Origin of the sequence: Halomonas cupida (assembly GCF_900142755.1) — a bacterium.
GTDB classification, from domain to species: Bacteria; Pseudomonadota; Gammaproteobacteria; order Pseudomonadales; family Halomonadaceae; genus Halomonas; species Halomonas cupida.
Map to the genome: position 1 here is coordinate 53,587 of NZ_FRCA01000015.1, position 19,771 is coordinate 73,357.

The 19,771-nt window shown below is 60.6% G+C and carries 18 protein-coding genes; 16 read left to right on the forward strand and 2 right to left on the reverse strand.

Annotated elements, in window-relative coordinates; translation table 11 throughout:
- Positions 1 to 280: 280 nt before the first annotated feature.
- Entirely contained in the window at positions 281 to 682 is a 402-nt protein-coding gene (locus tag BUE38_RS20160) for an NUDIX hydrolase (protein WP_073437040.1), read from the forward strand.
- 8 nt (positions 683 to 690) lie between these two features.
- Here the strand turns inward: BUE38_RS20160 and BUE38_RS20165 are convergent, their stop codons facing one another.
- Positions 691 to 3,372 (reverse strand): [protein-PII] uridylyltransferase, encoded by a 2,682-nt coding sequence (locus BUE38_RS20165; RefSeq protein ID WP_073437041.1) that lies wholly within the window; start codon positions 3,370 to 3,372, stop codon positions 691 to 693.
- Positions 3,373 to 3,378: 6 nt separating this feature from the next.
- Positions 3,379 to 4,170, reverse strand: coding sequence for a type I methionyl aminopeptidase (gene map, locus BUE38_RS20170; protein ID WP_073437042.1), 792 nt, complete (start codon positions 4,168 to 4,170; stop codon positions 3,379 to 3,381).
- A gap of 447 nt (positions 4,171 to 4,617) precedes the next feature.
- Between map and rpsB the strand changes: the two genes are divergently transcribed.
- The 15 genes from rpsB to rnhB all read left to right on the forward strand — a co-directional run bounded on the left by rpsB (position 4,618) and on the right by rnhB (position 19,624).
- On the forward strand, positions 4,618 to 5,373 hold the full coding sequence (rpsB, locus tag BUE38_RS20175; RefSeq protein ID WP_073437043.1) for a 30S ribosomal protein S2: 756 nt from the start codon (positions 4,618 to 4,620) through the stop codon (positions 5,371 to 5,373).
- A 219-nt stretch (positions 5,374 to 5,592) separates the two neighbouring features.
- The gene (gene tsf / locus BUE38_RS20180) at positions 5,593 to 6,462 is read left to right on the forward strand and encodes a translation elongation factor Ts (RefSeq protein WP_073437044.1); all 870 of its coding nucleotides are present in this window, start codon (positions 5,593 to 5,595) and stop codon (positions 6,460 to 6,462) included.
- A gap of 110 nt (positions 6,463 to 6,572) precedes the next feature.
- Positions 6,573 to 7,340, forward strand: a complete 768-nt coding sequence (gene pyrH / locus BUE38_RS20185; protein ID WP_073437045.1) for a UMP kinase — start codon at positions 6,573 to 6,575, stop codon at positions 7,338 to 7,340.
- A 4-nt stretch (positions 7,341 to 7,344) separates the two neighbouring features.
- A complete protein-coding gene (gene frr / locus BUE38_RS20190) occupies positions 7,345 to 7,902 on the forward strand; it encodes a ribosome recycling factor (RefSeq protein ID WP_073437065.1) in 558 nt (185 codons plus the stop codon).
- A gap of 84 nt (positions 7,903 to 7,986) precedes the next feature.
- Positions 7,987 to 8,760: a polyprenyl diphosphate synthase gene (gene uppS / locus BUE38_RS20195; RefSeq protein WP_073437046.1), complete on the forward strand. Its 774-nt coding sequence runs from the start codon at positions 7,987 to 7,989 to the stop codon at positions 8,758 to 8,760.
- Positions 8,753 to 9,559 carry a phosphatidate cytidylyltransferase gene (locus BUE38_RS20200; RefSeq protein ID WP_073437047.1) on the forward strand — a complete coding sequence of 269 codons (807 nt, stop codon included), beginning with the start codon at positions 8,753 to 8,755 and terminating at the stop codon, positions 9,557 to 9,559. The genes uppS and BUE38_RS20200 overlap by 8 nt, the downstream gene beginning before the upstream one ends.
- Before the next feature lie 23 nt (positions 9,560 to 9,582).
- Positions 9,583 to 10,824 (forward strand): 1-deoxy-D-xylulose-5-phosphate reductoisomerase, encoded by a 1,242-nt coding sequence (ispC, locus tag BUE38_RS20205; RefSeq protein WP_084542064.1) that lies wholly within the window; start codon positions 9,583 to 9,585, stop codon positions 10,822 to 10,824.
- A gap of 118 nt (positions 10,825 to 10,942) precedes the next feature.
- Complete coding sequence (gene rseP, locus BUE38_RS20210) at positions 10,943 to 12,301, forward strand: RIP metalloprotease RseP (RefSeq protein WP_073437048.1); 1,359 nt, start codon at positions 10,943 to 10,945, stop codon at positions 12,299 to 12,301.
- A 137-nt stretch (positions 12,302 to 12,438) separates the two neighbouring features.
- On the forward strand, positions 12,439 to 14,784 hold the full coding sequence (bamA, locus tag BUE38_RS20215; RefSeq protein ID WP_234987124.1) for an outer membrane protein assembly factor BamA: 2,346 nt from the start codon (positions 12,439 to 12,441) through the stop codon (positions 14,782 to 14,784).
- Between the two features lie 11 nt (positions 14,785 to 14,795).
- Entirely contained in the window at positions 14,796 to 15,314 is a 519-nt protein-coding gene (locus tag BUE38_RS20220; RefSeq protein WP_234987125.1) for an OmpH/Skp family outer membrane protein, read from the forward strand.
- 28 nt (positions 15,315 to 15,342) lie between these two features.
- The gene (lpxD, locus tag BUE38_RS20225) at positions 15,343 to 16,383 is read left to right on the forward strand and encodes a UDP-3-O-(3-hydroxymyristoyl)glucosamine N-acyltransferase (protein WP_073437049.1); all 1,041 of its coding nucleotides are present in this window, start codon (positions 15,343 to 15,345) and stop codon (positions 16,381 to 16,383) included.
- A 162-nt stretch (positions 16,384 to 16,545) separates the two neighbouring features.
- Positions 16,546 to 16,989, forward strand: a complete 444-nt coding sequence (gene fabZ / locus BUE38_RS20230; RefSeq protein ID WP_073437050.1) for a 3-hydroxyacyl-ACP dehydratase FabZ — start codon at positions 16,546 to 16,548, stop codon at positions 16,987 to 16,989.
- A complete protein-coding gene (lpxA, locus tag BUE38_RS20235; protein ID WP_073437051.1) occupies positions 16,986 to 17,753 on the forward strand; it encodes an acyl-ACP--UDP-N-acetylglucosamine O-acyltransferase in 768 nt (255 codons plus the stop codon). The genes fabZ and lpxA overlap by 4 nt, the downstream gene beginning before the upstream one ends.
- A 10-nt stretch (positions 17,754 to 17,763) precedes the next feature.
- Positions 17,764 to 18,993 carry a lipid-A-disaccharide synthase gene (gene lpxB / locus BUE38_RS20240; RefSeq protein WP_073437052.1) on the forward strand — a complete coding sequence of 410 codons (1,230 nt, stop codon included), beginning with the start codon at positions 17,764 to 17,766 and terminating at the stop codon, positions 18,991 to 18,993.
- 1 nt (position 18,994) lies between these two features.
- Positions 18,995 to 19,624 (forward strand): ribonuclease HII, encoded by a 630-nt coding sequence (gene rnhB / locus BUE38_RS20245; protein ID WP_073437053.1) that lies wholly within the window; start codon positions 18,995 to 18,997, stop codon positions 19,622 to 19,624.
- Positions 19,625 to 19,771: the final 147 nt, after the last annotated feature.

Below are 19,771 nucleotides of genomic sequence, written 5' to 3' on the forward strand. Positions count from 1 at the left end.
GGAATTGACCATCTATTGTGCTGATCGGTGAGGAAGAAAAATGAGTCGTCTCGACGTTCTCGGTCGACTCGAACATTCGGCAATGCAGACGGCATGGGGTTCCGTTCGGCTGAAGAAGAATATCAGTGAATGGTTATGCTGTTCGAGGTCAACTGTGTCGGAACAGCCCTCGCTGTGTCGAAATGTTATTGCCACAAGTTGTGTGAGGCTATGCGAAAATGCCATGCCCCAGGGAGATGCCTCACTGGTTCATCCGGTTTCAGACCCATCAGGAGAAAGCATGTCTGCTCAGGATTCCATCATCAGGATTGCCGCCGCCTTGATTGAAGACGAGGAAGGACGTCTGTTGCTGGTGCGCAAGCGTAACACCGATGCCTTCATGCAGGCAGGTGGAAAGATGGAGCCGGGTGAGGCGCCTGAGGCAGCATTGGTGCGGGAGCTCCAGGAGGAGCTGGGGCAGTTCCCCGACCATCTTCAGCCATTGGGAATCTTCACCGCGCCTGCGGCCAATGAGCCGGGGCATCAGATCGAGGCACATGTATATCGTGCCTGTATGACGGGAGAGCTGCAGGCGGCAGCCGAGATCGAAGAGCTGTGCTGGGTGACGACGGAGGAAGCGGAACTGCTGCCCCTGGCACCGCTCACCAGGGATCACCTTCTGCCGCTGGTGGCCACCGTCTGAAGAGACAGTCAGCCCTGAATGCTGAGCACCTCGATCAGGCGTTCACGAAGCTGCTGCTGGCGCTCGGGGTCGGTGAGCGGGTCCCCGCGCCGATCGGTGATGTAGAAGACGTCCTCGACGCGTTCGCCGAGAGTAGCAATCTTGGCGGCGGACAGGGAAATGCCCTGTTCGAGAAAGATGCCACCGACTCTGGCCAGCAGGCCTGGACGGTCAGGAGCGGTCAGCTCGAGCATGGTGCGATCGCTGCCCGGGTCCTGCTCGATGGCGACCTGAGTGGGGACCTTGAAGTGCTTGAGCTGGCGGGGAGTGTGCCGGGTCACGATGGTCGGATAGTCATCGGGGTCATCGAGCTCCTCGAACAGATGACGGCGAATCTCCTCCAGGCGTCCCGGGTCACGAATGGCGCGTCCCTGGTCATCAAGCACGATGAAGGTATTCAGCGTCCAGTCGTTGTTGGAGGTGGCAATGCGGGCATCATGGATCGACAGCCCGAGTTGTTCCATGGCGGCGGCAGTGGCTGCAAACAGGTTGTCGACCGCATGGGTGTGGATAAAGACCTTGGTGCCGCCTTCGGCCATGTCGGCAGTGGGGGCATTGATCAGGACCAGGGGAGGTGGTTGATTCTCATGGGCGAGGATTCCTTGGGTCTGCCACACCACTTCACTGGGCGCATACTGCAGGAAGAAGTCCTCGCCCAGGGATTGCCAAAGGGCATCGACCCGGGTCATGTCCTCGCCGATGACGCTGAGCAGGGAGCGAGCTTCCTCTCGGGTTTCGCGCACCCAGTCTTCCCGCTCCAGCGGGTTTTCGAGGCCTCGGCGCAACGCACGCCGCGCTTCGGTGTGCAACTGGCGCAGCAGCGATGCCCGCCAGCCGTTCCACAGGGTCGGGTTGGTGGCGTTGATATCGGCCACCGTCAGCACGTATAGATAGTCGAGGCGGGTTTCATCACCCACAGCAGCGGCGAAATCACGAATCACGTCGGGATCGGTGATGTCGCGCTTCTGGGCGATCATCGACATCAGCAGATGGTTCTCCACCAACCAACTGAGTAGCCGGGTATCACGCTGGGTGATGCCATGGCTCTCGGCGAAGGCTTCGACATCCCGGGCCCCGATCAGTGAGTGATCACCACCACGGCCCTTGCCGATGTCATGAAAGAGTCCGGCGATCCACAGGATGTCCATGCGAGGTAGCTGGTGAATCAGCGTTGCGGCGACCGGGAATTCGCGTTTGGCTTCGGGCTTGCGCATGCCGTGGAGGCACTTGAGAAGACGCAGGGTGTGGGCATCGACAGTGTAGATGTGGAACAGGTCGTGTTGCATCAACCCCACGGCCTGGCCGAATGCCGGCAGGTACTTGCCGAGCACGCCATAACGGTTCATGCGCCTGAGCTGACGTGCCACATTGCCGTTGGAGCGCATCAATGCCATGAACAGCGCCTGGTGCTCGGGGTCATCGCGATACAGGTCGTCGATCAGGTGGCGGTGGTCGCGTATCAGGCGGATGGTGTCGGCACGCACACCCTCGATCTCGGGGTGCTCGGCCATGAGATAGAACAACTCGAGCAACGCTGAGGGCTGGTTGCGGAACACCGCCCGTGAGCGGGCCTGGATATAGCCACCGGCGATCTCGAAGCGCTCGTTGAGAGGCGTGACTTCCAGCGGAATGCGCGGCCGCAGGATCACTTCATCGAAGTGCTGCAGCAGCATGTCATTGAGTCCGGCCAGGGCCGTGACATGGCGGTAGTAGCGCTTCATGAACTGTTCCACCGCGAGGCGCTCGGGAGTGTCGTGGTAACCGAACAGTTCGGCGATGGTGTTCTGGTGGTCGAACAGCAGGCGGTCTTCGGCGCGGCCGGTCAGCATGTGCAGGGCGTATCGGACCTGCCACAGGAAGGCCTGCCCCTGGCTGAGGATGCGATGCTCGGCATCGTTCATGAAGCCGCGGGCGACCACATCCTCGTAACTCTCGGTGTCGAAATGGCGCTTGGCGACCCAGCCGATCATCTGGATGTCGCGCAGACAACCCGGTGAGCTCTTGATATTGGGTTCGAGATGATACTCGGAGTTGTTGAAACGGTAGTGGCGCGAGATCTGTTCCTGCCACTTGGCCTCGAAGAAGCGGTCTGCGGGCCACATACGCTCCGGCGACAGTCGTTCGCGCATGGCCTGACGCAGGGGCTCCGGACCTGCCAGAGTGCGTGATTCGAGCAGGTTGGTGATGACTGTGACATCGGCTTCGGCTTCACGCTCGCAGTCGTTCAGTGAGCGCACGCTGTGACCGATCTCGAGACCGATGTCCCAAAGGAAGGTGATGAAGGTGGTCAGCCCCTCGCGATACGGCGTGTCGTCGTCGCTGGCGAGCAGGAACATCAGGTCGATATCGGAGTGGGGATGCAGCTCGCCGCGGCCATAACCACCGACCGCCAACAGCGCAACACCATCATCAAGCTCGGGATAACGCTGCCATGCCATGGCCAGCAGCTGATCCATGCACCAGGCGCGCCCCCGCACCAGATCGCGAATATCGGTACCACTGAGGAAGCGTTCGTCCAGGCGAGCCTGGATTTCCTTGAGCGCCCCCTTGAAGGGAGCGATCGGCGAGCGCTGGCCATCGAGTTGTTGCCGGAACTCGTCGAAGTCGAACAGCTCATGGTCCGGGGTGAAGCGATAGTGGTGCAGGAGCATGGAGGATCAGCGCTCGAGGAAGGACAGGTCTTCATCGGAACGGGCAGTCAGTACCTCCACACCCGTTTCGGTGACCAGTAGCGTGTGCTCCCACTGTGCGGTCAGGCTCCTGTCCCTGGTCACGGCGGTCCAGCCGTCGCGCAGGACCTTGGTACGATGGTCGCCGACATTGATCATCGGTTCGATGGTGAAGCACATTCCCGCCTTGAGCTCGATGTCCGCTTCGGGAGCATAACCGTCATAGTGAAGAACCTGAGGGTCCTCGTGGAAACCTGCACCGATACCATGGCCGCAGAAATCCTGAACCACCGAGTAGCCGTTGGCGTCGGCATGGTGCTCGATGACACGGGCCAGTTCCGACAGGCGCACGCCGGGGCGCACCAATGCCATGCTCTTGTACAGGCATTCCTGAGTGACGCGGCACAGGCGCTCGCCCTGGATGGTGTCGCCGATGATGAACATCATGCTCGAGTCGCCGTGATAACCGGCCGCGGTCTTGACGGTGATATCGATGTTCATGATATCGCCTTTCTTGAGCTTCTTGCCGTCATCGGGAATGCCGTGGCAGACCACGTGATTGATCGAGGTGCAGATCGACTTCGGGAAACCGTGATAATTGAGCGGTGCGGGCGTGGACCCCAGCTCGTTGACGATATAGTCGTGGCACAGATGGTCAAGGTGGCCAGTGCTGACGCCAGCAACAACATGGGGCGTGAGCATCTCGAATACGCTGGCGGCCTGGCGGCCCGCTTCGCGCATCAATTCGATTTCTTCGGCTGTCTTGATGGGTACGTTCATGGAATCTCGGTCTGGAAGGAAAACAGAAGCCGTGGCACTGCACTGAGCGATAGCCTGCCGGGCTGGCCTTCGCTGAAGCGCCTGACGACCCCGCCGAGGCCCGGTATCCGGGGCAGAAATGCAGCGGAGGCTGCGCGGTGCGTCAACCTGCGCACTCATCCAGGACGTCTGGCGACTTCAACTTGAAGGCTATCCATGGTATAAAGCTGCGCGCTTTCCTGCAATCGCCATTCACCTGCGGATCATTCTGTTCGGGCCTTATATGCCGACAACCGAAGATTCGCGGTGTCGTCAACAGGAAATCGTTGAACCAGGGCGATCAATGGTGGTCGCCCAGCCTTGAAAACACACACGTACCGTCACATGGTCCCGGGTGCCGTTGATTTGCGTCAATGGTCGGATCCATGGGGTATGTGGAGGCCTAACCCGATATTTCAGGAGTCATCCATGGCACACGTCAATATGCGTGACCTGCTCAAGGCAGGCGCACACTTCGGTCACCAGACCCGTTACTGGAACCCGAAGATGGGCAAGTACATCTTCGGCGCTCGTAACAAGATTCACATCATCAACCTTGAGCATACCCTTCCTGCGCTCAATGAAGCGATTGATGTGGTCGAGAAGATGGCCGCTTCCAACAACAAGATCATGTTCGTCGGCACCAAGCGCAGTGCGAGCAAGATCATCAAGGAAGAAGCGACCCGTGCTGGTCAGCCGTTCGTCAACCACCGCTGGCTCGGCGGTATGCTGACGAACTACAAGACCATCCGTCAGTCCATCAAGCGTCTGCGTGATCTCGAGACCATGCAGGGCGACGGCACTTTCGAGAAGCTGACCAAGAAAGAAGTCCTGATGGCTACCCGCGAGCAGGAAAAGCTCGAGCGTTCCATCGGTGGTATCAAGGAAATGGGCGGTCTGCCGGACGCGATGTTCGTGATCGATGTCGATCATGAGCGCATTGCCATCAACGAAGCCAACAAGCTGGGTATCCCGGTTATCGGCATCGTTGATACCAACTCCGATCCGGACGGCGTTGACTACGTGATCCCGGGCAACGATGACTCCATCCGCGCCATCCAGATCTACGTCAAGGCTATCGCTGACGCCTGTGGTCGTGCGAAGGAAGGTCGTCCCGACGAGTTTGTCGAAGTGACCGAAAGCAGTGAAAGCAGTGAAGGCGACACCGCCGCTGCTGCCGAGTAATCTTCGGCCCGCCTGGGCCAGCCGGTCGCGTCAGCGACCTCCGCCGGACAGGCGCAAAAGGGGGCCGAGGCCCCCTTTTCTCTACTTTCAGGCCGCGGGTGTATGTCTCCCCGCGACTTGAGGAAGCACTGGCCGGGCCGCCCGCAGTGATTCGTCTGCCGGCATTCGAGCCATGTTTCCCTAACCGACACCAAGGTCGAACCACTAGAGGTGAATACCATGGCAGCTATCAGCGCCTCCCAGGTCAAGGAACTGCGCGAGCGTACCGGTCTCGGCATGATGGAGTGCAAGAAGGCACTCACCGAAGCTGACGGTGATATCGAGCGTGCGATCGACGACCTGCGCAAGAACTCCGGTCTCAAGGCCGCCAAGAAGGCGGGCCGTACTGCCGCTGAAGGCGTGGTCGTGACGCGTGTTGCCGAAGACGGCAGCTACGGCGTGATGGTCGAGATCAACTCCGAGACTGACTTCGTCGCTCGTGACGACAACTTCAAGGCGTTCGCCGACAAGGTTGCCGATGCCTTCTTCGCCGCGAAGAGCGAAGACGTGGCCGCCGTGACCAGCGGAGAGCTGGAAACTGCTCGCGAGCAGCTGGTCCAGAAGATCGGTGAGAACATCGGCGTGCGTCGTGCTGCGGTGGTCAACGCCAGCGAAGGCAACCTGGTGGGTGCCTACGTTCACGGTGGCCGTATCGGCGTGCTGACCGTGCTCACCGGTGGTACTCAGGAAGCCGCCAAGGACGTGTCCATGCACGTTGCTGCGATCAACCCGGCCGTGGCCCGTCCGGAAGATATGCCGCAGTCCCAGTTGGATGCCGAGAAGGACGTCATCCTTGCTCAGCCCGATATGGCCGGCAAGCCTGCGCAGATCGCCGAGAAGATGGTTGAAGGCCGTCTGAAGAAGTACCTCGCCGAGAACAGCCTGACCGAGCAGGCCTTCGTCAAGGACCCCAACGTTACCGTTGCCGAATTCGTCAAGGCTGCTGGTGGTGAAGTGGTCGGCTTTACCCGCTTCGAGGTGGGTGAAGGCATCGAGAAGGAAGAAGTCGACTTCGCGAAGGAAGTTATGGAACAGGCCAAGCGTAGCTGAGGTCAGAAGTTCCAGTGTGTTGATGATGGCGTGCGCGAGAGCGCACGCCATCGTGTATGTGACAGAGGTCGGTATGGCCGACCGAGCACAGCCAGAAGCGGAGACATACCATGAGTAGCGCCGACTCTACCCCACTTGCCAGGCCCGACAAGCCACGCGCTGATGTATCGAAGTACAAGCGGATTCTGTTGAAGTTGTCCGGAGAGGCACTGACAGGCGATGCGGAGTTCGGTATCGACCCCAAGGTGCTGGATCGCATGGCGCTCGAGATCGGGCAACTGGTGGGAATCGGTGTTCAGGTGGGCATCGTGATTGGCGGTGGTAACCTGTTCCGGGGTGCTGCACTGCATGAAGCGGGCATGGAAAGGGTCACCGGCGACCACATGGGCATGCTGGCAACAGTGATGAATGCCCTGGCGATGCGTGATGCGCTGGAACGCTCCAACATTCGTTCCCGGGTGATGTCAGCGATTCCCATGAGTGGCGTGGTGGAGCACTATGATCGTCGTACGGCGATTCGCTACCTCACCTCCGGGGACGTGGTACTGTTCTCTGCGGGTACCGGAAACCCCTTCTTCACCACGGATTCCGCCGCCTGCCTGCGTGGTATCGAGATCGATGCCGACGTGGTGGTCAAGGCCACCAAGGTGGATGGGGTCTACGACAAGGATCCGGTCAAGCACGCGGATGCCGTCAAGTACGATCAGCTGTCCTATGATGATGCCCTTGAGCAGAAGCTCGGGGTAATGGATTTGACCGCCATCTGCCTGGTACGTGACCATGACATGCCGGTCCGGGTCTTCAACATGAACAAGCCTGGCGCTTTGCTCAACCTGGTGGTAGGTGGCAAGGAAGGCACGCTGATTGATAGAGGGTAAGATCGTGATCAACGACATCAAGAAAGATGCAGAAGCGCGCATGAAGAAGAGCCTTGACGCTCTGCACCACAACTTCAACAAGATCCGTACCGGCCGTGCACATTCCAGCATTCTGGATTCCGTGCAGGTGGACTACTACGGCTCCAATGTGCCGATCAACCAGGTGGCTCAGATCAACACTGAGGATGCCCGCACGCTCGCCGTGATCCCTTGGGAACAGAACATGGTGCCCAAGGTCGAAAAGGCCATCATGACCTCCGATCTGGGACTCAACCCGTCGACCGCGGGTAATGTCATTCGGGTGCCGATGCCGATGCTCACCGAGGAGACTCGGAAGGGCTACATCAAGCAGGCACGCAGTGAAGCCGAGAACGCACGTGTCGCGGTGCGTAACGTGCGTCGTGATGCCAACAACGACCTCAAGTCACTGCTCAAGGACAAGTCGATCTCCGAGGACGAGCAGCGTCAGGGCGAAGACGAAGTGCAGAAGCTCACTGATCGTTATGTGGCTGAAATCGACAAGGCGCTGAGTTCCAAGGAAGAGGACCTGATGCAGGTCTAACACCGCTGATCCTGAAGGCTGATCTGCCGTGACCGTCCCGGGGCCTCGACCCCGGGAACTGACTCAACCGCCTTGCGAGACACCATGACGTCACAGTCATCTGACCATCTTCGCCCGCTGCCGGCAGATGCCAATCTTCCGCGCCACGTCGCTGTCATCATGGATGGCAACAATCGCTGGGCACGTGCCCGAGGCATGTCTGGAGTACGCGGTCACCATGCCGGCGTCGAGGCCGTACGTGCCGTGATTCGGCGTGCGGCGGAGAGGCGTATCGAGACGCTGACCCTGTTCGCCTTTTCCAGCGAGAACTGGAAACGCCCCGTGGCCGAGGTCAATGCCTTGATGGAGTTGTTCCTGATGGCGTTGAAGCGCGAGGTGAAGAAGCTTCATCAGCACGATATCCGCCTCTCCGTGATCGGTGATACCTCCGGTTTTTCCAATGCGATTCAGAAGCATATCCGCGAGGCAGAGGCGCTGACTCGCGACAACCGCGGGCTGCACCTGGCCATTGCGGCCAACTACGGTGGCCAATGGGACATCGCCCGGGCGGCACGCCATCTGGCAGAACAGGCAGCGGCTGGTGAGCTTGATCCGGCCAGTATTGATGAGCAGTCCTTTGGTCAGCAGCTCGGTCTGGCCGATGCAGCTCCGGTTGATCTGTGTATCCGTACCAGTGGTGAGCGTCGAATCTCCAACTTCCTGCTGTGGCAGCTGGCCTATGCAGAGCTCTATTTCACGCAGGTGCTGTGGCCTGATTTTGACGGCGAAGCCTTTGACGATGCGCTGGAGGACTTCTGCCAGCGCAAACGCCGTTTCGGCATGACTGACGAACAGATCGACGAGGCTCAGGGTGCTTAGGCAGAGAGTCATCACCGCCGCCTGGCTGGCGCCGCTGGCATTGCTCGGCCTGTTCGGCCTCGATGGCGCCTGGTTTGCCGTTTTCACGGCGGGTATCGTCATGCTTGCCGGCTGGGAGTGGGGCAATCTCGCCGGGTTGTTCGGGCAGGCGTCGCGAAGCCTGGTCGCCGTTGTTCTGGGGGCCATGATGCTGGGCCTGTGGCTGGGTGGCTTCGCCCAGTCCGGGGCCATTCTGGCCGTTGGTGGGCTGGGCTGGCTGGTCAACCTGTGGTGGGTGGTCGGCCACCCAAAGCGACAGGCGCAATGGTCATCCACCGCAGTGCGCCTGGCGATGGGCGCCTGGGTGCTGATCCCCACTTGGGTGGGCTTCAATGTCCTGCGCGACAATGGCGCAATCTGGTTGCTGTTTGTGCTGCTGGTCGTTTGGGGGGCCGATATCGGCGCCTACTTCTGCGGCCGGGCCTTCGGCCGCCGCAAGCTGGCTCCCAGTGTCAGTCCTGCCAAGTCCTGGGAAGGCGTCTATGGCGGCATGGCGGTGACTGCTGTGCTGGCGCTGGGCTTCGCGATGGCGCACCAGTGGAGTCCTGTCGCAACACTGTTGCTGATCCTGCTGACGCTGCTGGTTACCATGGCCTCTGTGCTGGGTGATCTGCTGGAGAGCATGCTCAAGCGCTATCGTGGGATCAAGGATTCCAGTCAACTGCTCCCCGGCCACGGTGGAGTCATGGACCGTATCGATAGCTTGACCGCTGCGGTGCCATGTTTTGCGTTGTTCTTCTCGTGGTTGGTATCCGCATGACAATCTCTGAGCCAGGTTCTTCAATGTCGACTGGGGCTGGCCCCGCTGTTTCCGTTGCCAGAGAATCCATTCGACCGGTGGCTGCCGTTCAGGGCGTTACTGTGCTGGGAGCGACCGGCTCGATCGGCACCAGTACGCTGGATGTGATCGCCCGTCACCCCGAGCGCTATCGTGTTCATGCTCTGACGGCGCATCGTTCACGGGAGGCGCTGTTGCGTCAGTGTCGAGTACACCATCCTCGGATCGCCGTTCTGGAGCGGGCCGAGGACGCTGACTGGCTGGCCGAGCAACTCAGGTCCGCGGGGCTGGACACCGAAGTACACCACGGGGAGGCTGCGCTGTCCGAGGTTGCTGGTGCCGCTGAGGTGGATGTGGTGATGGCCGCTATTGTCGGTGCCGCAGGGCTTCTGCCGACCCTGGCTGCGGTGCGCGCGGGCAAGCGGGTGCTGTTGGCCAACAAGGAAGCCCTGGTGATGTCCGGGGCTCTGTTCATGGGTGCCGTTGCCGAGAGTGGTGCCGCATTGCTGCCCATAGACTCGGAGCACAATGCCATTTTCCAGTGTCTGCCCGCTGAGCACCGTGGTGGGTTGGCGCGTCAAGGCGTAACCCAGTTGCTGCTCACCGCTTCGGGGGGACCCTTCCGTGGCCATGACCATCAGCAATTGGCTGCCGTGACACCGGAGCAGGCCTGTGCCCATCCCAACTGGTCAATGGGCCGCAAGATTTCCGTCGACAGTGCCACTCTGATGAACAAGGGACTGGAGCTGATCGAGGCCTGCTGGCTATTCGATGCTCGTCCGGAACAGATTCAGGTGGTGGTGCACCCACAGAGCGTCATTCACTCAATGGCCGCCTACAGTGATGGCTCGGTGCTTGCTCAGATGGGCAACCCGGATATGCGTACACCCATCGCCTATGGCCTTGCCTGGCCGGAGCGAATCGATGCCGGTGTCGAGCCCCTGGACCTGTTTGCAGTGGCGCGCCTGGATTTCGAGCCGGCGGACGAGCAGGCCTTTCCCTGCCTGCGCCTGGCGCGTGAAGCGATGCAGGCTGGTGGTACGGCGCCGGCGATTCTCAACGCTGCCAACGAAATTGCCGTGGCGGCGTTTCTCGAGCGACGGCTCGGTTTCAACGATATTGCGCGCCTGGTCGAGGAGGTGCGGGAGCAACTGGTGGTCACGCCTGCCGATGATCTGGCGCTGGTGCTGGAAGCTGATCAGCGCAGCCGCCAGGAGGCATTGGCCTGGTTGGAGCGGCAGCGATGAGTTATCGGTCAATGGGGAACCTTCGTTGGCGGCTGCTGCCGGATGATAGGGTAGGCTATCCTGCTCATCGAAGTGGGATTCTGCCGGAGTTCGGCATGCTTTTGAGGGAGAGTCCTGAGTGGACCTGATTCAGAATGTGCTGGCTGTCATTGTGGTGCTCGGCCTGTTGGTCACCTTTCACGAGTTCGGCCACTTCTGGGTGGCGCGCCGCTGCGGCGTCAAGGTACTGCGTTTCTCGGTAGGGTTCGGTAAGCCGATCTGGTCGCGATTCGACCGTCACGGTACCGAGTTTGCGCTGGCGGCCATTCCGCTTGGCGGTTACGTCAAGATGCTCGACGAACGCGAAGGACATGTGGACCCGTCGCAGCTCGACCAGGCCTTCAACCGCAAGTCAGTCTGGGCACGTATCGCTATTGTTGCCGCTGGTCCGCTCGCCAACTTCCTGTTGGCGCTGGTCGCCTATTGGGCATTGTTCGTTGCCGGTACCACCACCGTGGTGCCGGTAGTGGGGCAGGTCGTGCCCGATTCGCCAGCCTTCGAGGCCGGTCTGCAGCCGGATCAGGAGATTACGGCGGTCCAGGGGCAGTCGGTACGTTCCTGGGATGAGGTCAATCTCAAGCTGGTGGCGGTCATCGGCCTGAACGGCGAACTGACGGTGACCACGCGGGATGAAGGCAGCAGTCGAGCTTCGACCCATCGGCTGCAGGTGGAGGATTGGCTGGTCGGTCAGGACCCACCGGAGCCGCTGGCGACGCTGGGGGTGGTACCATGGCGACCTGAGCTGCCGGCAGTGATTGCACGGGTGGTGGACGGTGACCCGGCTGATGAAGCCGGGCTGCAGGCCGGTGACAGAGTGTTGTCGGTGGATGGCCAGGCGGTTGCCGACTGGCCTGCACTGGTGCAACTGGTGCGTGCCAAACCGGGTCAGACGCTGTCGCTGGAGGTTGAGCGAGAGGGGCAGCATCGCACTCTTGGTCTGACGCCCAGAGCCAGTGCACTGGAGGATGGCAGCTCAATCGGCTATATCGGTGCCGAAGTTGCGCCGGTAGACTGGCCACAGAAGTGGCAGCGGGAAATCCGCTATGGGCCTCTGGAAGCAGTAGGGCAGGCGGCGAGCCGCACGGCGGACATGACGCTGCTGACCTTCGATGCCGTACGCAAGATGGTGATCGGGTTGATTTCCCCGAGCAACCTGTCCGGGCCGATCACCATTGCCCGAATTGCGGGAGATACGGCTCGCTCCGGGCTTGAGAGCTTTGTCAGCTTTCTGGCCTATCTGTCGATCAGCCTCGGGGTGCTCAATCTCCTGCCGATACCGGTGCTGGATGGTGGCCACCTGCTTTATTACTTCATCGAGGCGGTTCGCGGCAGAGCGGTTTCCGAGCGTACTCAGGCCGCTGGCCTGCGCATCGGCCTTGCTGTGGTCGGAACCTTGATGATCATGGCACTGTATTTTGACTTGATGCGGCTGTGGTGATCCGGCCCGACATTATCGACCCTGTGGGCGCGACATAATGGAAATACGGGCGGTTTGCCGCTTGTCAGTAACCCGCACAAATGTATAAGGTGCCTGTCTGGACAGGTACGCAGACTCAACGCGAGCGAAACGACTGCATGAAAATCAAGACCATCGGATTGGCGACACTCTTGACCGCCTGTGCGCAGGCGGCGCACGCGGCTCCTTTCACCGTTTCGGACATTCGCGTGGAGGGCCTGCAGCGGGTCTCTGCCGCGTCCGTGTTCAATGCGTTCCCGGTCAATACCAATGACCAGGTGGACGATCAGGAACTGGCCTTTGCTGCTCAGAAGCTGTTCGAGACCGGACTGTTCGAGGATATTCAGTTGGCCCGCGAAGGCAATGTGCTGGTGGTCGAGGTCGAGGAACGGCCGACCATCTCGCAGCTGAATATCGAGGGTAACGAGCAGTTGACCGACGACGATCTGCGCAATGGCCTCAAGCAGGCCGGCATCAGCGAAGGTCAGGTGCTGCAGCTGTCGACCATCGATGAGATGAAGCGCGAACTGGAGGGCCTCTACCAGTCCCAGGGTCGCTACAGTGCACGTATCGACACTGACGTCACACCGGTCGGCGAAGGTCGGGTACGCGTCGATATCAATATCACCGAAGGCACGGTCGCCAAGATCCGCCAGATCAACATCGTGGGCAACGACGCCTTCTCCGATGAGGTGCTGCTTGACCAGTTCGAGCTCGAGGATGATCCCGGCCTGTTCTTCGGCTGGTTCTCCAGCGATGAATACTCCCGTGAGGCACTGGCAGGTGACCTGGAGCGTCTGAGGTCCTGGTATCTGGATCGCGGCTATGTGAATTTCGAGATCACTTCCAGCCAGGTCTCCATCAGCCCGGACAAGTCGCGGATCTTCGTGACCATCAACGTCGATGAGGGCAATCGCTACAAGGTCGGTAGCATCAGCTTCCTCGGTGACCTGAAGGTGGCCGAGAGTCAGGCGCGGGAATTGCTGCAGATTCATGCTGGCGAGACCTTCTCGCGCAGTAAGGTGGTGGCGTCCAGTGAAGCCATGCGCTCACGTCTGGGGGCGGAAGGCTTTGCCTTTGCCCAGGTCGATGGCGTGCCTGAAGTCCGCGCCGATGGTGAAACCGTGGATCTGGCCTTCCAGGTGACTCCCGGACGTCGTGCCTATGTGCGCCGTATCCAGTTTGTCGGTAACACCACCACCCGTGATGAAGTACTGCGTCGTGAGCTGATCCAGATGGAAGGTGCTCCGGCCTCCACCGAATCGATCTCCCAGTCGCGTCAGCGCCTCGAGCGCCTCGGTTTCTTCAAGCAGGTCGAGGTACAGACCGAGCCGGTTCCGGGTGAAGCCGACCAACTGGATGTGACCTACAACGTCGAAGAGCAGCCGTCGGGCTCGATTTCGGCAAGCCTGGGTTACTCGCAGAGTGCCGGGGTGATCTATGGCGCCTCTCTGTCCCAGAACAACTTCCTGGGCAGCGGTAACCGCGTCAACGTGGGTGCCCAGAAGAGTGACACCTACACCAGTATCAACTTCGGCTTCACCGATCCCTACTGGACCCTCGACGGCATCTCGCGTGGTTACAACTTCTATTACCGCGAGACCGATTACGAAGACTCCGATATCTCGACCTACTCGACGGATGCGTTGGGCGCGGGTATCAACTTCGGCTACCCGATCAACGAACTGTCGCGGATGAACTTCGGCGCCAATATCGAGTCGCTGGAGATCAAGACCTACGATGATACACCGTCGGAAATCGAACGCTACGTGCAGGATCAGGGCGAGAGTGCAGAGACTCTGAGCCTGACGTCGAGCTGGACTCGCAACAACCTCAACCGCGGGATCATGCCCACGGCGGGTAGTTATCAGCGCCTGTCGCTGGAGCTCGGGGTGCCGGGCAGTGATGCCGAGTACTACAAGGCTCGTGCCGAGGCTCGCAAGTTCTTCCCGCTCAACGAGTCGGAGACCTGGTCGCTCAAGTTCAGTGGTGAGCTGGGTTATGCCGACTCGTTCAACGACGAACCCTATCCGTTCTACGAGAACTTCCTTGGCGGTGGCCTGGGCTCGGTACGCGGTTACACCTCCAATACGCTGGGCCCGAAGACGACGGAGCGCAACTCCGGGGACGACGATACCCTCGGTGGCAACGTACTGGTCCAGGGCAGCATGGAGCTGATCTTCCCGATGCCGTTCGTCGAGGATCAGCGTTCGGTGCAGCCGTCACTGTTCATCGATGCTGGTAACACCTTCCTGACGTCCTGTTATGACGTACTCGAAGAGGATGCCAACCGTCAAACCTGCGACGACGGAGTGGACCTTGGCGAACTGCGCTACAGTGCGGGTGTTGGCGTTTCCTGGTTGACGCCGGTGGGGCCGCTGACCTTCAGCGTTGCCGAGCCACTCAACGACGAGGATGGCGATGATACCCAGGTCTTCCAGTTCTCACTGGGTCAGACCTTCTAATGAGGCGATTTGTGCCGTTGCTGTCATGGCGTGTGTGCGGCAACGGTCTGTTGCTGATGATGTTGTGCCTGATGTCCTCCGCTGCCATGGCGGATGATGTTGCGGTGCTGGATTGGCGCAAGGCGCTGCTTGATACCGATGCCGCGCAACAGGATATGGCTGAGCTGCGCGACAGGCTTGCCCCTCGTCAACAGGAGGCGCAGGCCCTGGGAGAGGAGTTGGAGCGGTTGTCTTCACGCCTGGCCGAGGGCGGCGAAAGCCTGGATGACGTCGAAGGTCGTGCTCTGGTTCAGGAGATGCAGCAGAAAGGGCAGCGCTTCGATCAACTACGACTGGAAATGGCCCGAGCGCGTCAGGAGTCGGAGCAACGCTTCCTGGATCGCCTCGAGCCCGGAATGGATCAGGCGGTCAACGAAGTGATTGCACGCCATCAGGTGAAGGTTCTGGTAGATCCCTCCGGCGTCCTCCACAGCGAGGATGACCTGCCGGATCTTACGGCTGAAGTCACCGCGGTCCTCAACGCGCAATAACGGGATGGTCACTGCTCCACGGGTTCTCATGAAAGATACACGAATACACCTGACACTTGCCGAGATTGCCGAACGCCTGGGGGCACGCCTCGAAGGCGATGGCGATCTCCGAGTCACCGGGCTGGCAACCCTCAAGGACGCTGGTCCCGACCAGGTGGCGTTCCTTGCCAATCGCGCTTATCTCAAGGATCTGCCGGCGACTCGCGCAGCGGCTGTCGTACTGGTGGAGGACCATGCCAGGGCATGCCCTGTGGCATCCCTGATCCTCGATAACCCCTATCTCGGATATGCGGAACTGTCGCGAATGCTGGACCCGCTGGCCGATGCACATCGTCCGGGAGTGCACGCGACAGCAGTGGTGGCTGATGACGTTGTGCTCGGCAAGGATGTCAGCATTGGCCCGCATGCCGTCGTCGAAGCCGGTGTCGAGCTGGGCGATCGTGTGGTGATCGGCGCCAATACCGTGGTGGGTGCCGATAGCCAGCTTGGTGACGACTGCTACCTGCATGCCAATGTCACCCTGTATCACGGGGTGGTGGTCGGCAAGCGCGCGATCCTGCACAGCGGCTGTGTCATTGGTGGCGATGGTTTTGGTTTTGCCCATGATGGTTCGGGTTGGCAGAAGATCGCCCAGTTGGGTGGTGCGCGGCTGGGCGATGATGTCGAAGTCGGTAGCTGTTCGAGCATTGATCGCGGTGCGCTCGGGGATACGGTGATCGGTAATGACGTCAAGATCGACAGCCAGGTGCAGATTGCGCACAACGTGCAGATCGGCGACCACAGCGCACTGGCCGGCTGTGTCGGCATTGCCGGTTCCACGCGAGTGGGGCGCCACTGCATGCTCGGCGGCGGCGTTGGACTGTCGGGGCATCTGGTCATCTGTGATGGTGTTCAGATCACCGGAATGAGCCTGGTCACCAACTCGATCCTCGAGCCTGGCGTCTATTCGTCGGGTACCGGTGCCATGGAGAACAGCCAGTGGCGTCGCAACGCCGTCCGCTTCAAGCAACTCGACAGCATCGCCCGGCGTCTCAGCCGCCTGGAAAAACGCGGTAAAGGCGAGGTTTGAGGGTCAGCTAGAGGTCGGTATAATCCTCCGCCTGTTGTCGGCGTCCAGGAGAAGGGGACATCTCCCGCCTGGTGTGACTCTTGCGTCCTTGCACTAGTCCAACGCCGCATGCGTCCTTCTCGCGGAAGATGAAGGACTCCTGTCATTTCAGAGGTCGCTACGATGGTCATGGACATCAATGAAATTCGCGAGTACCTACCCCACCGCTATCCGTTTCTGCTGGTGGACCGGGTTACGGAACTGACCCTCGGCGAATCCATCGTTGCCTACAAGAACGTCAGCATCAACGAGCCGTTCTTCAATGGTCACTTCCCGCACCATCCGATCATGCCGGGTGTGCTGGTTGTCGAGGCGCTGGCTCAGGCCTGCGGTATTCTGGGCTTCAAGACGGTCAACAAGTTGCCGGCGGACGGTTACGTCTACTATCTGGTGGGAAGCGACAATGTACGCTTCAAGCGCCCGGTAATGCCGGGAGACAAGCTTGAGCTGCGTGCCCAGGTGGAGCGCGAGAAGCGTGGCATCTGGAAGTTCAAGTGTCAGGCCACCATTGATGGTGAACTGGCCGTCGAGGCCGATATCACCTGTGCCGAGAGGAAGGTCGCTTGATTCATCCTACCGCCATCGTAGATCCCGGCGCGCGCCTGGCCGACGATGTCGAGGTGGGACCATTCTCCGTGATTGGTCCTGACGTCGAGATTGGGGCTGGCTCGGTTATTGGTCCCCATGTGGTGGTCAAGGGCCCCACGATACTGGGAGAGCGCACGCGTATCTTCCAGTTTGCCTCGGTCGGTGAAGACTGCCAGGACAAGAAATACCGGGGAGAGCCCACCCGACTGGTGATGGGCGATGACAATGTGATCCGTGAAGGTGTCACGCTGCATCGTGGCACTGTCCAGGACCGTGGTGAGACAACCATCGGTTCGCGTAATCTGTTCATGGCCTATGTGCATGTCGGTCATGATTGTGTGATCGGCAATGACTGTATCCTCGCCAACCAGGTGACACTGGCCGGCCATGTCCGGCTGGGTGACCATGCCATTCTTGGTGGATTGTCAGCCGTTCATCAGTTCTGCCATTTCGGGGCTCATGCCATGGCGGGCGGAGGTTCGATCATCACCAAGGACACACCAGCCTTCGTGATGATCAACGGCAACCCGGCTCAGGTGCATGGTCTCAATGCCGTGGGCCTCAAGCGCCGCGGATTCAGTGCCGAGGCGATTCGCGCCCTGAGTGATTCCTACAAGCTGGTCTATCGTCAGGGGCTGACGGTCGAGCAGGCACTGTCCGAGATCCGTGCGCGCTTCTCGCTGGCCGAGACGGAACATTTCGCTGCGTCCATCGAGGTCTCGACTCGCGGCATCATTCGCTGAGAGCCCCATCATGAGTGTGTCGACGGCCGTTGAGTCACCCTCACTGCATCGTGTCTACCTGGTGGCCGGGGAGCTCTCCGGCGACATCCTGGGGGCGAGCTTGATGCGTGAGCTGAAGGCCCGCCACCCCCGGGTCGAGTTCCGCGGCCTTGGCGGGCCACGGATGCAGGCGCAGGGGCTGGATTCGCTGTTTCCATTGGAAACCCTGTCGGTGATGGGCCTGGTCGAGGTGATCAAGCACCTGCCTGAGCTGTTCCGTGTGCGTCGCACCCTGCGTGAGGACGCCACTGCCTGGCAGCCGGATATCATGATCGGCATCGACGCACCGGACTTCAACCTGGGGCTGGAGCGGCAGTTGCGCGAGTCTGGTATGGTCACGGCGCACTATGTCAGCCCGTCGGTCTGGGCATGGCGGCAGGGACGAGTCAAGGGCATTGCGCGTTCAGTGGATGCCATGCTGACCTTTCTGCCCTTCGAGGCTGCCTTCTACGCCAGACACCGGGTGCCGGTGGCCTTTGTCGGCCACCCATTGGCAGATGACATGCCACTGGATACGGACCGCCCGGCCAGTCGCGCTCTGCTTGGCCTCGAATTGAAGGCGGAAGTGCTGGCCCTGTTGCCGGGTTCGCGGCGTAATGAGATCCGCTTCATGGGCGCCACCTTTCTCGAAGCAGCCGAGCGCCTGGTCAAAGCCCGGCCAGGGCTTCAAGTGGTCATTCCCGCGGCGACAGCGGAACGCCACGCGGAGCTTGCCACTTTGCTGACCAGCTATCCGCAGCTCGAAGCAAGCGTTACCCTGCTGAATGGCCAGGCCCGGGAGGCGATGGTCGCCAGTGATGCGGTGCTGCTGGCCTCCGGGACCGCGGCGCTGGAGGCCATGCTCTGTCATCGCCCGATGGTGGTTGGCTACCGCATGGCTCCCATGACCCACGCCATTGCTCGTCACCTGGTCAAGACCGAGTGGATTTCCCTGCCCAATCTGATTGCCCGAGAGAGTCTGGTGCCGGAGTTGATCCAGCATGAAGCCTCCGCCGAGGCCATTGCCGCCCAACTTGGAGAGCTTCTCGATGACCCTGAGCGTCGTACTGAACTAGAGCAACGCTTTGCCGAAATGCATCGAGCCCTGCAACGCAACGCCAGTCGCCGCGCCGTGGATGCCATAGAGGCTCTGGTCGAGCGTCGGCCGCTGCCGCCAGGTGTCTCTGCCGAAGCTGCTGCCGATATCGCAGAGGGGGTTTGACATGGCGGGAGCAAAGCGCAAGATCGATAGCCTGCCGCCACTGGTCATCGATTACCAGGGGACATTACTGGCGGGTGTTGACGAAGTCGGTCGAGGCCCATTGGTGGGGGCGGTGGTTGCTGCTGCAGTGATTCTGGATCCCCGGCGTCCGATTGCCGGTCTCGGAGACTCCAAGACACTGTCGGCGAAGCGTCGCGAGGTCCTGGATGGAGAAATCCGCGACAAGGCCCTGGCCTTCTGTGTGGCCGAGGCCAGCAGCGAAGAAATTGATACGCTGAATATCTACCATGCCACGCACCTGGCCATGCGCCGAGCCATCGATGGCCTGGAGCCGACGCCGGAATATCTGCTGGTGGACGGCAATCGACTGCCCGGGCATCATGTTCCAGGACAGGCGGTCGTCAAGGGGGATGCGCGTCATCCTGCGATCGCCGCGGCCTCGATACTGGCCAAGGTGGCCCGTGATGCGGCAATGCTGGCCCTGCACGGGCGTCACCCGGATTATGGTTTTGCCCGCCACAAGGGCTACCCGACTGTGGAGCACCTGGCCGCACTCGAGCGTCTGGGTGCCCTGTCGGAGCATCGTCGTTCCTTTGCCCCGGTAAAGCGGCAGCTGGCGCTGTTCTCTTGATCCGGCAATCAAATGGGTCACCCTGAGCTATTAACATGGCAATCAAATAGCTCATCCTGATCGGTTTGATTTTCGCCCGCACCATACTGGCGCTGATCTGCTGGTGTGGTGCGGTCTCGCGTCGGCCTGATGGCCGACGGCGGTACT